General features: G+C 57.8%; 14 protein-coding genes. 7 read left to right on the forward strand and 7 right to left on the reverse strand.

From position 1 onward, the window contains the following. Positions 1-93: 93 nt before the first annotated feature. Together ACR0LL_RS05005 and ACR0LL_RS05010 are read left to right on the forward strand one after the other, a co-directional pair. On the forward strand, positions 94-672 hold the full coding sequence (locus tag ACR0LL_RS05005; RefSeq protein ID WP_480485552.1) for a YqaA family protein: 579 nt from the start codon (positions 94-96) through the stop codon (positions 670-672). Continuing rightward, positions 669-1139 (forward strand): disulfide bond formation protein B, encoded by a 471-nt coding sequence (locus ACR0LL_RS05010; protein WP_480584452.1) that lies wholly within the window; start codon positions 669-671, stop codon positions 1137-1139. The genes ACR0LL_RS05005 and ACR0LL_RS05010 overlap by 4 nt, the downstream gene beginning before the upstream one ends. Here ACR0LL_RS05010 and ACR0LL_RS05015 read toward each other — a convergent pair. Further along, on the reverse strand, positions 1136-1723 hold the full coding sequence (locus tag ACR0LL_RS05015; RefSeq protein ID WP_480485548.1) for an HNH endonuclease: 588 nt from the start codon (positions 1721-1723) through the stop codon (positions 1136-1138). The genes ACR0LL_RS05010 and ACR0LL_RS05015 overlap by 4 nt on opposite strands. Before the next feature lie 213 nt (positions 1724-1936). Here ACR0LL_RS05015 and ACR0LL_RS05020 point away from each other — a divergent pair, with 213 nt between their 5' ends. Both ACR0LL_RS05020 and ACR0LL_RS05025 read left to right on the forward strand, forming a co-directional pair. Continuing rightward, complete coding sequence (locus tag ACR0LL_RS05020; protein ID WP_480485546.1) at positions 1937-2542, forward strand: rRNA large subunit pseudouridine synthase E; 606 nt, start codon at positions 1937-1939, stop codon at positions 2540-2542. Positions 2543-2574: 32 nt separating this feature from the next. Beyond that, the gene (locus ACR0LL_RS05025; protein WP_480584454.1) at positions 2575-3000 is read left to right on the forward strand and encodes a VOC family protein; all 426 of its coding nucleotides are present in this window, start codon (positions 2575-2577) and stop codon (positions 2998-3000) included. Positions 3001-3043: 43 nt separating this feature from the next. Here the strand turns inward: ACR0LL_RS05025 and ACR0LL_RS05030 are convergent, their stop codons facing one another. Both ACR0LL_RS05030 and ACR0LL_RS05035 read right to left on the reverse strand, forming a co-directional pair. Then, the gene (locus ACR0LL_RS05030; RefSeq protein ID WP_267364470.1) at positions 3044-3709 is read right to left on the reverse strand and encodes an alpha/beta hydrolase; all 666 of its coding nucleotides are present in this window, start codon (positions 3707-3709) and stop codon (positions 3044-3046) included. Next, positions 3706-4338 carry a DNA-3-methyladenine glycosylase family protein gene (locus ACR0LL_RS05035; protein ID WP_480584456.1) on the reverse strand — a complete coding sequence of 211 codons (633 nt, stop codon included), beginning with the start codon at positions 4336-4338 and terminating at the stop codon, positions 3706-3708. The genes ACR0LL_RS05030 and ACR0LL_RS05035 overlap by 4 nt, the downstream gene beginning before the upstream one ends. A gap of 97 nt (positions 4339-4435) precedes the next feature. Here ACR0LL_RS05035 and ACR0LL_RS05040 point away from each other — a divergent pair, with 97 nt between their 5' ends. Next, on the forward strand, positions 4436-5662 hold the full coding sequence (locus ACR0LL_RS05040) for an MFS transporter (protein WP_480584458.1): 1227 nt from the start codon (positions 4436-4438) through the stop codon (positions 5660-5662). Here ACR0LL_RS05040 and ACR0LL_RS05045 read toward each other — a convergent pair whose 3' ends face one another. The 3 genes from ACR0LL_RS05045 to cysS are packed head-to-tail and all read right to left on the reverse strand — an operon-like array spanning position 5663 to position 9473. Then, on the reverse strand, positions 5663-6439 hold the full coding sequence (locus ACR0LL_RS05045; protein ID WP_480584460.1) for a phytoene/squalene synthase family protein: 777 nt from the start codon (positions 6437-6439) through the stop codon (positions 5663-5665). A 2-nt stretch (positions 6440-6441) separates the two neighbouring features. Beyond that, positions 6442-8076 carry a citramalate synthase gene (gene cimA, locus ACR0LL_RS05050; protein ID WP_480584461.1) on the reverse strand — a complete coding sequence of 545 codons (1635 nt, stop codon included), beginning with the start codon at positions 8074-8076 and terminating at the stop codon, positions 6442-6444. Then, the gene (gene cysS, locus ACR0LL_RS05055; RefSeq protein ID WP_480584463.1) at positions 8076-9473 is read right to left on the reverse strand and encodes a cysteine--tRNA ligase; all 1398 of its coding nucleotides are present in this window, start codon (positions 9471-9473) and stop codon (positions 8076-8078) included. The genes cimA and cysS overlap by 1 nt, the downstream gene beginning before the upstream one ends. A 66-nt stretch (positions 9474-9539) precedes the next feature. Here cysS and ACR0LL_RS05060 point away from each other — a divergent pair, with 66 nt between their 5' ends. Together ACR0LL_RS05060 and ACR0LL_RS05065 are read left to right on the forward strand one after the other, a co-directional pair. Then, positions 9540-10040, forward strand: a complete 501-nt coding sequence (locus ACR0LL_RS05060) for an MmcQ/YjbR family DNA-binding protein (RefSeq protein ID WP_480584465.1) — start codon at positions 9540-9542, stop codon at positions 10038-10040. Positions 10041-10096: 56 nt separating this feature from the next. Further along, a complete protein-coding gene (locus tag ACR0LL_RS05065) occupies positions 10097-11281 on the forward strand; it encodes a pyridoxal phosphate-dependent aminotransferase (RefSeq protein WP_480584467.1) in 1185 nt (394 codons plus the stop codon). A 6-nt stretch (positions 11282-11287) separates the two neighbouring features. Here ACR0LL_RS05065 and ACR0LL_RS05070 read toward each other — a convergent pair whose 3' ends face one another. Then, positions 11288-11806, reverse strand: coding sequence for an outer membrane protein (locus ACR0LL_RS05070; RefSeq protein ID WP_480485535.1), 519 nt, complete (start codon positions 11804-11806; stop codon positions 11288-11290). Positions 11807-11929 lie beyond the last annotated feature (123 nt).

The following is an 11929-nucleotide window of genomic DNA, read 5'->3' on the forward strand; positions in this document are numbered from 1 at the left end:
TCCAATAATCCATTTGTTTCCACTGCGATGGTTGACGGGCCGTCAGGTGCGTGGTTTGGCTTTCCCGGGTCGAGAACGGGATTTGAGTGCTTAATGTTGCGATCGCTTTATGACTGGACAATTCGTCTGGCGGAACACCCTCATGCGCTGTGGGCGCTGGCCGTAGTGGCTTTTGTCGAAAGCTCGTTCTTTCCAATCCCCCCCGACGTTCTGATGATTCCGATGATCCTTGCGCGCCCCTCGCGCGCTTGGCTGATTGCATCTGTTGCCCTGGTGGCTTCGGTTCTGGGCGGGATGCTGGGCTACGCGATTGGTGCGTTTTTCTATGAAAGTCTGGGGCAGCCCATTCTTGAATCCATGGGCAAGGCTCATGCGATGGAAGAATTCAACACCCGCTTCAACGATTTCGGGTTCTGGGCCGTGCTGGCCGCCGGTGTGACACCTTTCCCCTACAAGGTCATCACTATTATGTCCGGCTGGACAGGAATGCCGCTTGGAACATTCATCGCAACGTCGATACTGGCACGCGCACTCAGATTCTTCCTTGTTGCGGCCCTGCTTTGGGGCTTTGGCGAGCCGATCCGTGAGTTTATCGAAAAACGCCTGGGGCTGATGTTCACCTTGTTCATCATCCTGTTGTTTGGCGGCTTCCTGGTGGTGAAATACCTATGACGAGACGTTCACAACTTATCGCACTGGCAAGTCTTGGGTCCCTGGCCCTTCTGCTGGCAGCTTTTGGCTTTCAGCATCTGGGCGGCCTTGCCCCGTGTAAAATGTGTATCTGGCAGCGCTACCCGCATGGGGTCGCAATCGCGATTGGCGTTTTGGCGTTGGCCTTACCAAGGCTAAGTTTCCTGCCCCTCTGTGGCGCAATGGCCGCCGCCGCCACTTCGGGCATCGGGTTCTATCACGCTGGCGTTGAGCAAGGGTGGTGGGAAGGTCCGACCAGTTGCACATCCGGCAGCATCAGTGGGATGTCGAATGACGATCTGTTCGATCAGATTATGTCTGCGCCTTTGGTTCGCTGCGACGATATCCCGTGGGAATTGTTCAACATCTCGATGGCTGGGTGGAATGCCATTGCCTCGGCTGTTCTGGTGTTGATCTGGCTCGTGGCGTGGCGGTCAGGCCGGGCCTAGAATTCGTCCAGTTCCGCATCCCAATACAGAAAATCGATCCAGCTTTCGTGCAAGTGATTGGGGGGGAATTTCCGACCAACATTGCGCAGTGCTTCGGCGTCAGGCTGGCGGGGCGGCTTACGCAGGTTCATTCCTGCCTGACGCAGTGATTTCGACCCTTTGCGCAGGTTGCACGGGCTGCAAGCCGCCACAACGTTCTGCCAACTGGTCACCCCGCCAGCGGCGCGTGGCACCACATGATCAAAGGTCAGATCACCGCGACTGCCACAATACTGGCATCGGAACTCGTCCCTCAGAAATAAATTAAAGCGCGTGAAGGCCACGCGCTTTCTGGGTTTTACATAGTCTTTCAATACAACGACCGAAGGTATTCGGATCTGCGTACTCGGGCTGCGAACCACTTCGTCGTATTCGGCCACGATGTCGACCCGATCCAGCCAGGCGGCCTTGATCGCCTCTTGCCAGGGCCACAGGGACAACGGGTAATAAGACAGGGGGCGATAATCGGCGTTCAAAACCAATGCCGGATGATGCTTCAATGCACCTGGCTCCCTGACAAATTCGGTCCTGAAGTCTCCGTCCATATCAGAATCGCTCCTCGCTCTGCTCTGCCCGTTTTTGACATCAGAGCGGGGAACACCCGCCCCGGCCTTAAAATAACTATATATCGTGTTAATACTCTGACAAGCCCTGATTTTCCACAATATGTCGCAAACTGGGTAGTGCAACTCCGTAACAGGCACATGACAGTTATCCACAGCTTGCGCGGGGTGCACTCTTCAGGGTATGCGCACGTCATGTCCTGGTTCATTCGCTTCAACAAACCTTACGATGTGCTGCCGCAGTTCACCGACCGCGACAATGCGGATACTCCGCGCAGTACACTGTCCGATTTCATCGATCTGCCCGGGGTTTATCCTGCCGGTCGACTGGACCGTGACAGCGAAGGTTTGATGCTATTGACTGACCACGGCAAGTTACAGGCGCAGATCTCGGACCCCAAGCACAAGATGGCAAAAACCTATTGGGTTCAGGTCGAAGGAATCCCGGACGAAACCGCCCTGAAAGCGCTGCGAAACGGCGTCGAGTTGAAAGACGGCCTGACCCGTCCGGCGAAGGTGCGGCAGATCGACGAGCCGGACGACCTGTGGCCCCGAACCCCACCAATCCGCGAACGCGAGACTGTTCCAGACAGTTGGATAGAACTGTCCATACGCGAGGGCAAAAACCGTCAGGTGCGTCGAATGACGGCCGCCGTGGGCCTGCCAACCCTGCGCCTGATCCGCTGCCGCATCGGTGACTGGACACTGGACGATCTGGAACCGGGCCAGTGGGACAGCCTGCCCATGCCGTCCCTGAACTCCACACCGCAACGAAAACGCGACCGTCGACCGCGCCGGTGACATACCCTGCCCTGATCTGCTAAACTCGAGTCATGAAACTAACTCCCGGAACACCGGCCCCTTCGGCGATTCTGGAAGCGTCGCTTTATGTCGATGATCTGGACGCAGCGGAACAGTTTTACGGCGAAGTACTGGGCCTGGAACGCATTCAGCGTGTCGCCGACCGCCACGTGTTTTACCGAATTGGCGGATCGGTCCTGTTGATCTTTAATCCCGAAAAGACGGAACAGCCGCCCCTCAACCCGGGCATGCCTGTTCCGCCCCACGGCGCCCGTGGTGCAGGACACGTGTGTCTTGTACTGACCCGAGATGAAATCGCGGTAATGCGCAAGCACCTTCTGGACTGGAATGTCCCCGTAGATGCAGATTTTGACTGGCCCGGAGGCGCACGTTCCTTGTACGTGCGCGACCCGGCCGGAAACTCAGTCGAATTTGCGGAAGCCCATCTTTGGTCTTGAACCAATACAAAACGACCGTGTTCCGCTGAACTGACCTTACTGGCTAAAGGCTCAGCTTGTCGCGCATGAAGGCCAGAGCCACACTCAGCCCGTCCGGGGCGATTCCGTGCCCGGTGCCCTTCATGACATGAGCATAGACCTCTTTGAAACCGGCGGATTGCAGGGCCTCTGCCGCTTCGGGCAAGGATTGCGGCGGGACGACGTCGTCGGCATCGCCATGCACCAGCAATACCGGCATCCGGCTGACGGTTTCGTCTGCCAGAAGGTCCGCCTCTAGCAAACGGCCTGAGAAAGCGACAATTCCGGCCACGGGGTCTTCGCGGCGGGGCGCGACATACAGGCTCATCATCGTGCCCTGGCTGAAACCAAACAGGACAACCTGTTCTGGCAACAGGTCTTCATCCACCATCAGAGCATCCAGAAAGGCGTTGAAATCCTCGACCGCCATTTCCATGCCCCTGCGCGCCTCTTCTTCGGACGACCCGTCAATCCAGGGAATCGGAAACCACTGAAAACCATTGGGCATTCCGGGGATCTGCTCGGGCGCGTCCGGGGCCACGAACAATGTGTCGGGCAGATGTTCACCCAGCGGGTCGGCCAAACCCAGCAGATCGGCACCGTTTGCGCCATAGCCGTGCACGAACACCACAACCGAGCGCGTGTCGCCCGAAACAGGCTCTTTCCGGAGCGCATTCAAAACCCGTGTCATCTGATCCCTTCTCTTTGCTTTGCAACCCGGTAATAGGCCCACAGCACCCGCGCCGCAACCGAGCGCCAGGGCGACCAGGCCTCGGCCATCTTGCGCAGTTCTTTATCCGTTGGGCGGTTGGGCAGGTCATAAAGGATGCGCGCGGCCTCTTGCAGCGCCAGATCACCAGGTGCGATCACATCAGCGCGACCAAGCGAGAACATGGCGTATATCTCCGCAGTCCAGACGCCGATGCCAGACACCTGCGTCAGCGTGGCCACAACTTCTGCATCAGGAACATCACGCAACGCTTTGTAATCTATACGCGCTTCTGCCAACGCCTTTGCATAGCGGATCTTTTGACGGCTTAACCCTACGGCCCGCAGATCGTCATCCGTTGCCCACATGATCTTACGCGGACCCGTCAACTTGGCATCTTGCAAGCGTTGCCATATTGCATTGGCCGAAGCCACGCTGACCTGTTGGCTGACAATGGCACTCAGCAACTGCGCGAACCCGTCGGGACGGCGACGCAAGGGCAATGGGCCAGTCTGTTCCATTGCATAGGCCATGCGCGGACAGCTCTGGGCCAGCCAGTAGGCCCCTTCCGCCACACAATCCGGCGTTTCGATGATGCGGCCAACGGGCATCTGTTCTCCCTGCTCGGTTGCTACTGGCACGTTAGGCGCATGTGCCGCAGATGCAACCGGCTTGTGCCGCAAACACTTAGCCGATAACCATTCCGCCATGACCATGATCTCGACCCTTCCCGATGACCGTCAGGCCAAACGCAACGTTGCCGTCTTGGTGGCAGCGCAGGCCATTCTGGGCGCGCAGATGCCAATGATGTTCATCGTCGGAGGGCTGGCAGGTCAGTCGCTGGCGACCAATCCCTGCCTGGCAACATTGCCCATTTCGCTGATTGTTCTGGGATCTATGCTGGCAGCCACGCCGATCTCGGCCATCATGCAAAAATGGGGGCGTCGGGTCGGGTTCCTTGTTGGCGCGACATCCGGTGCGTTGGGCGGGCTGATCGGGGCCTATGGCCTGTTTCTTGGCTCTTTCCCAGTCTTCCTTGTCGGCAGCCTGTTAACAGGCATCTACATGAGCGCCCACGGATTCTACCGGTTCGCCGCAGCGGACACCGCATCGGACGAGTTCCGCCCCAAAGCGATTTCCTATGTCATGGCTGGTGGATTGGCAGCCGCCATCATTGGCCCGCAGATCGTAAAGCTCACGTCCGAAGCCTACGTCATCCCGTTTCTGGGCACCTATCTAGCTGTCATTGGGATCAATGTTCTGGGGTCCGCCCTGTTCTTCTTCCTTGATATCCCAACGCCTGCAAAACCCACCGGCTCCGAGCCCAAGGGGCGGTCGCGACTGGAATTGCTGAAAACACCCCGCATCGCCGTGGCCATCATATGTGCCATGGTATCTTACGCGCTGATGAATCTTGTGATGACTTCGACGCCGTTGGCCGTGGTAGGTTGTGGTTACTCGGCCAATGACGCGGCTGACATCGTCACCAGCCATGTGCTGGCCATGTATGTGCCCAGTTTCTTTACGGGTCACCTGATCGCCCGGTTTGGCATCGAAAGGATTGTGGCGCTGGGTCTGGCAATTCTTGCAGCCGCTGGACTGGCCGCCTTGCAGGGCGTTGATTTAGGGAACTTTTTCGTCGCTCTCATTCTTCTTGGTGTTGGGTGGAACTTTGGCTTTATCGGCGCGACCACGATGCTGGCCGCATCGCATGAACCGCAGGAACGCGGCCGGATGCAGGGCCTCAACGACCTGCTGGTGTTTGGCGGAGTGACTATGGCTTCGCTGGCTTCGGGTGGATTGATGAACTGCTCGGGCGGTTCCCCGGTCGACGGGTGGACAGCAGTCAATCTTGCTATGATTCCGTTGCTGACATTGGCAGGCGGGGCCCTGTTGTGGCTGGTTCTGCGACCGGCCGCCCCGGAACGGGCCTGATCACCAGCGCCCGCTGCCCGCAGTCCACATCAAGGACAGCCGTTGCCGTAATTCTCCCGGAACAAGATCACCGGAGGCAACACGTTCTGGGCTAGCTATGGCTTGCTTCAAAATCCGTTCGGCCAACCACCCGGAATATAATGCCGGCCGCGCCTCGGCCGAAATCTCAGCCCGATGCGATCTGGCTTTTTGCAGGCGATTCAAGGCGGTTCCGGCCAAGGCACGCACCCCTTCAAGGGTACCGTCCAAAAGCGGTATCCGCCCGCGTTGTTCCAGTTCAGGAATAGCCCTAAGCCAATTCGCCACCCCAACCGCATATCCAAAGTCACGCAACACAGTTTCATCGGCCACCCCCAGCGCCTGGGCTGATGCAACAACCAATGAGCCCGTGCTGTGATCGATGTATGCGTCAAATTGCTCCTGATCCTCGAACGGATCACGATATATATCCCAACGCCTTACGGCCACATATTCATCCAAAACACCAGCCAGATGGGGCGAAAGAACCTGTGACAAGGGTGTTACCACCTCGTGCCGCCGTACGGTTGCCCCTTCAGCAATTTCCTGTAGCGCGTCACGCCACCATTGCAGCCGCATCTCGGCGATCATCGGCTCTTGCGTCACCCAGGGCGCGCGGGCAACTTCGACGTTCAACGCGTAAATCGGGAACAGGACTGCACGGTCTGCCACCGGTGCAGCCATCGCTGCGCGGAAACGATCTGGATCAGCCCGTTGCACAAGTTCCGCGCAGGCCTTGACGTCTTGGTCAAAGACCACGCTCACTCGGCTGCTGCCTTTTTCGGATCACAATCGCGCACCAGTTTCCATTGAATCGCATCCAGAAGCGCCTCGAAAGACGCATCGACTATATTCGCGCTGACGCCCACGGTGGACCAGCGCCGCCCCTGCCCGTCTTCGCTGTCGATGATGACACGCGTGACCGCTTCGGTGCCGCCTTGCGTAATCCGCACCTTGAAGTCGACCAGACGCATATCTGACAACACCTGTGAATACTGGCCCAGATCCTTGGCCAAGGCTTTGGCTAGGGCATTCACCGGCCCCCTGTCGCTGCCTGACTCGTCCATGGATTCGCTGACAGACAGCTTCTTTTCACCATCCACTCTTACGACAACAACGGCCTCGGACAGGCTGACCATCTTGTTGTATTTGTTCTTACGCCGTTCAACGGTGACTTTGTAACGCTTGACCTCGAAGAACTCAGGCAATTGACCCAGCTCTTCCCGCGCCAGCAGTTCAAAACTGGCCTGAGCGGTGTCATAGGAATATCCATCCGCCTCGCGGGCCTTTATCTGGTCAAGGATGCGGCCAAGTGCGGGGTCACCTGCCTCAACACGCAAACCAGCCTCGGTCAAACGCTTGCGCAGGTTTGACTGACCAGCTTGGTTCGACATCGGAATGATGCGGGCGTTCCCGACGCTTGCGGGGTCCACATGCTCATATGTCGATGGATCCTTGAGGATCGCGCTGGCGTGCAGTCCGGCCTTATGCGCAAAAGCCGACGCCCCGACATAAGCCGCCTGCTTGCTGGGCACCCGATTCAGAACATCATCCAGCATCCGGCTGATCCGGGTCAAACCAGCCAAAGCCTCACGGCTGACACCAATATCAAACTGCGACGCATAGGGTTCCTTCAACAACAGCGTCGGGATCAAAGCGGTCAGGTTCGCATTGCCGCAACGTTCGCCCAAACCATTCAATGTGCCCTGAATTTGCCGTGCACCGGCCTCAACAGCAGCCAGAGAACAGGCAACGGCATTTTCGGTATCGTTATGGGTGTGAATGCCCAGCCGATCACCGGGCAGCCCGGCTGCGATCACCTCGGATACAATCCGCCCAACCTCGGACGGCAAAGCGCCACCATTGGTGTCGCACAGGACAACCCATCGCGCACCAGCCTCAAGCGCTGCGCGACAAACATCCACGGCATATTCCGGATTGTCCTTGTAGCCGTCAAAGAAATGTTCCGCATCAAACAGCGCTTCTCGCCCCTGCGCGACGATATGCGCGACCGAGGCGCGCACGTTTTCCGTGTTCTCTTCCAGTGAAATGCCAAGCGCGTGGGTGACGTGATAATCATGCGACTTGCCGACCAGACAAACAGCCTGCGTTCCCGCATTCATCACGGCTGCCAGCACATCGTCATTCTCGGCTGATCGTCCTGCGCGTTTGGTCATGCCGAACGCCGTCAACCGGGCCGCGGTCTTTGGGGCCGCTTCGAAAAACGCGCTATCGGTTGGGTTGGCGCCGGGCCAACCGCCTTCGATGTAATCCACACCCAAAGTGTCCAGCGCCTGCGCGATCTGCACTTTTTCTGCGGTCGAGAACTGCACGCCCTGCGTTTGCTGCCCATCGCGCAGGGTTGTGTCGTAGAGGTAGAGGCGTTCCTTATTCATCAGACCTCCTCCAGCTTGGCAGCATCAAAACCGGTGCCGGGCACCAGTTCGACACTGTCCTTGCTCATTCGAACCTCAAGCCCCGCCGCTACATATGCTGCCTTCAAGCGATCAACTTCCGAGAAGTCCTTGCTTTGCATCGCGATTTCGCGTGCCTTCGCTAAACGGTCCGCATGAGAAGTCAAATCGACAGACGCGGTATCTGCCCAGTCGCTCATCTCAGGTAACAGCAAACCCAGCAGTTGCGCACTGGCCAGCAGACCTGCGGCGTCACCGTCTGAAGCCAGACGATAAAGCTCGCTCATGGCACCTGCCGTATTCAGATCGTCACTGAGTGCTGCGATGACTTCAGGTGCCGCGCTGGCTGCGGGCTCGATGCCCGCTGTCAGCGCCCGCCACTTGCGCAGCGTCGCCTCGGCCTCACGCGCCTTCTTCTCGGTCCAGTCCATTGGCTTGCGATAATGCGTCTGCAGAAAGACGAAGCGGATTACCTCGCCCGGCACGCCCTGCTCCAGCAAATCGTGCACGGTAAAGAAATTGCCCAGCGATTTGGACATTTTCTTACCTTCGACCTGCAACATCTCGTTATGCAGCCAGACCCGCGCGAATTCACCGTGCGGGTGTGCGCATTTGCTCTGGGCGATCTCGTTTTCGTGGTGCGGGAACATCAGGTCGTTGCCGCCCCCGTGAATGTCAAAACTCTCGCCCAGCAGTTCATAGCTCATGGCCGAGCATTCGATGTGCCAGCCCGGACGTCCCCGGCCCCATGGGCTGTCCCAGCCCGGCAGATCATCAGTCGAAGGCTTCCACAACACGAAATCCATCGGGTTTTTCTTGTATGGCGCGACCTCGACCCGCGCACCTGCGATCATGTCATCGACCGACCTGCCAGACAGTTTGCCATAGCTTTCTTTCCAGCTGTCGACCGCGAACAGAACATGACCTTCGGTGGCATAGGCATGGCCCTTGGCAATCAGGTCTTCGATCATCGCGATCATCTGGGCGATATACTGGGTCGCGCGTGGCATCTGGTTGGGTTCCAACGCTCCCAACGCGCCCATGTCGTGCAAGTACCAATCGATGGTCTCGTCCGACCGCTCCTGCACCAATTGCTCAAGCGTGCCTTCTGCGCCCGCCTGTTTGCGCGCCAATGCCGTTGCGTTGATCTTATCGTCCACGTCGGTGAAGTTGCGCACATAGGTCACATGATCTGTACCGTAGACGTGACGCAGCAGGCGGTAGAGCACATCGAACACAACCACCGGGCGGGCATTACCCAAATGGGCACGATCATAGACCGTTGGGCCACAGACATACATCCGCACGTTTTCAGGATCGATCGGTACGAAGTCTTCCTTCGTCCGCGTCCGTGTGTTGTGCAGCTTGATCGTCGTCATCGGTCGGGCTCCTAAGAAACAGCAAAGGCTTGCGCGTTGGCGCGGGCTTAGCAACTTGTCTCAGGGATGAAAACGAAAGAAACCGGCCCGCTTGATAAATCAGCAGGTAATGCAGCAGATAATAATGATGCAGGTCACCGGGTTCATGGGACATCGGTTAGCATGGGATCATTCCCAAGCCAAGTGTTGAGTTTGCCATACCCGTTCGGCACAGTGCCGAACATGGATCGAGATTTCGTCAATTCCATCTGCAAAACGCTGCCCGGCGCTGAACTGTCCGATCCCTGGGGCGGTGGCCATGACGCCTGGAAAATTGGTGGCAAAATGTTCGCCTGTATCGGGATCGCAAATGACGGTGTTTCCGTAAAAACGCCCGATATCGAAACGGCTCAGATGTTGATAGACACCGGGATCGGCATAAAAGCCCCCTATTTCCACCGCAGCTGGGTGCGTCTTCCGTTTGACACCGGTGCAGACGAAATGCGCCATCGTTTGACTGTGTCCTATGACCTTGTCCGCGTATCATTGACCAAAAAACTTCAGGCCTCGATAGCGCCGCGAAGCTGATTGACAAACGTCCGCCGCTCTGTCCCATTCAGCGCAGAGTAACCGGGGCCCTTGTCATGGAATTGTCCAAGCGCATCACGCAGATCACCGGCGGCAGCGACGGGTGGGAGGTGTTCAATCGGGCCCGACGGATGCTGAATGAAGGGCATGCTGTGACAGAATTGACAATCGGCGAGCATGACGTTCGTACCGACTCGTCGATCCTGCACGCTATGGACCTGTCGGCCCGCAACGGTCACACCGGTTATGCCACGGTGCCCGGAACAGATTTGCTGCGCGATACGGTTGCTGCCCGGGTTCAGTCCCGCACAGGTATCCCAACGACGCGTAACAATGTACTGATCACGCCCGGTGGGCAGTCCGCCCTTTTCGCCGCGCATATGGCGGTGTGCGATCCCGGCGACACCGGGCTGTATCTGGACCCGTATTATGCCACCTACCCCGGAACGATTCGCGGTGCCGGGGCCATTGCCCGCGCTGTTCGAACCACCGCAGAAGATGCATTTCAACCGCGCGCAGATTTGATTGATGCAGCGGCGGAAGGCGCGGTTTCGCTGTTGATCAACACGCCGAACAACCCGACCGGAGTGGTGTATTCCCGTCAGTCACTTGAAGCCATTGCCGATGTTTGCCAACGCCGTGACCTGTGGCTGATATCAGACGAAGTCTATGACACCCAGATCTGGGAGGGCGAGCACCTGTCCGCCCGCGCGCTGCCCGGAATGGCCGACCGTACCTTGGTGGTTGGATCAATGTCCAAATCACATGCCATGACCGGGTCCCGATGCGGGTGGATCGTTGGTCCGGAATACGTGATCCGTCACCTGATAGATCTGGCTACTCATACAACCTATGGCGTTCCGGGGTTCATTCAGGACGCGGCCAGCTTTGCACTGACCGCAGGACAGGAGCTTGAAAACAAGATCGCCGCGCCATTCCGTCGCCGCCGTTCATTGGCGATAGACGTATTGGCGGCACAGAACACAGTGGGGCTCATCCCGGCGCAGGGTTCTATGTATCTGATGCTGGATATACGGGCGACCGGGCTGACGGGCGAAGGGTTTGCGAACGCCCTGCTGGACACTCATGCGATTGCCGTCATGCCGGGCGAAAGCTTTGGCAAAGCCGCAGCGGGGCACATTCGGGTTGCCATGACCGTGGATGATGAGAAATTTGTCAGTGCCTTGAGAACCCTGTGCATGTTTTCAGCGCAGCTCGCCAAGCGACACGCGGCTGAATAGCCGCATTCAAAACCGAAATGTCGTGCGCAGGTTGAAAACATTGGTGTCCAGACTGCCGCTGGATCGGGTGACATCGTCGAAATTCTGCCGCAGCGCTTCACCGCTGATAACGAAATTCTCGCCAATCGGATAGGCCAATCCGATTCCGTAAACCGCTGCCGTGTCACTGTCGACCGAGGTATCGGCCCGCGCCGCGCCTACGACCACGTATCCCAGAGCGTTACCGAATTCATATCCGCCACGCAGTTTCAAGCTGGTCATGCTGTCGAGACTGCCCTGAGACTGGCCAAGGTTCAGGGACAGCCGGTTATATTCCAACTCACCGCCCAGAACGAAATTCCCAAAGTCCTGATCATAGCCCAGATGCGCACCAAAGGCCGTATCATCGCCATTCGCACCGCCCGGACCGTCGGCATCTGCAAATCCAAAACTGAACCCTGCATACCCGCCAGTCCAATCCTCAGCCGCAACAGGGCTAGCTCCGGCGATCAATATCGCAACAACAAGGACGGAAAAAGGGTTCATAGTCGGGCTCAATGCAACACCGCTCTGGTTTCGATCAGAGGCATGACTTCAATTCAATCTGTGACCTGCTGGTCATAATTCAACTCCGCTCAGCAGACCTTGGAAGTAAGTGAATGCAGTATA

Source organism: Ruegeria sp. AI2, assembly GCF_056541275.1.

What these genes read in the sequence shown, in the direction of transcription:
- ACR0LL_RS05025 (WP_480584454.1), top strand. Translation starts at nt 2,575, where the DNA reads ATGAAACTAACTCCCGGAACACCGGCCCCTTCGGCGATTCTGGAAGCG.
- cysS (WP_480584463.1), bottom strand. Translation starts at nt 9,473, where the DNA reads ATGACGACGATCAAGCTGCACAACACACGGACGCGGACGAAGGAAGAC.
- cimA (WP_480584461.1), bottom strand. Translation starts at nt 8,076, where the DNA reads ATGAATAAGGAACGCCTCTACCTCTACGACACAACCCTGCGCGATGGG.
- ACR0LL_RS05070 (WP_480485535.1), bottom strand. Translation starts at nt 11,806, where the DNA reads ATGAACCCTTTTTCCGTCCTTGTTGTTGCGATATTGATCGCCGGAGCT.
- ACR0LL_RS05060 (WP_480584465.1), top strand. Translation starts at nt 9,540, where the DNA reads ATGAAAACGAAAGAAACCGGCCCGCTTGATAAATCAGCAGGTAATGCA.
- ACR0LL_RS05020 (WP_480485546.1), top strand. Translation starts at nt 1,937, where the DNA reads ATGTCCTGGTTCATTCGCTTCAACAAACCTTACGATGTGCTGCCGCAG.
- ACR0LL_RS05040 (WP_480584458.1), top strand. Translation starts at nt 4,436, where the DNA reads ATGACCATGATCTCGACCCTTCCCGATGACCGTCAGGCCAAACGCAAC.
- ACR0LL_RS05010 (WP_480584452.1), top strand. Translation starts at nt 669, where the DNA reads ATGACGAGACGTTCACAACTTATCGCACTGGCAAGTCTTGGGTCCCTG.
- ACR0LL_RS05015 (WP_480485548.1), bottom strand. Translation starts at nt 1,723, where the DNA reads ATGGACGGAGACTTCAGGACCGAATTTGTCAGGGAGCCAGGTGCATTG.
- ACR0LL_RS05065 (WP_480584467.1), top strand. Translation starts at nt 10,097, where the DNA reads ATGGAATTGTCCAAGCGCATCACGCAGATCACCGGCGGCAGCGACGGG.
- ACR0LL_RS05030 (WP_267364470.1), bottom strand. Translation starts at nt 3,709, where the DNA reads ATGACACGGGTTTTGAATGCGCTCCGGAAAGAGCCTGTTTCGGGCGAC.
- ACR0LL_RS05005 (WP_480485552.1), top strand. Translation starts at nt 94, where the DNA reads ATGTTGCGATCGCTTTATGACTGGACAATTCGTCTGGCGGAACACCCT.
- ACR0LL_RS05035 (WP_480584456.1), bottom strand. Translation starts at nt 4,338, where the DNA reads ATGCCCGTTGGCCGCATCATCGAAACGCCGGATTGTGTGGCGGAAGGG.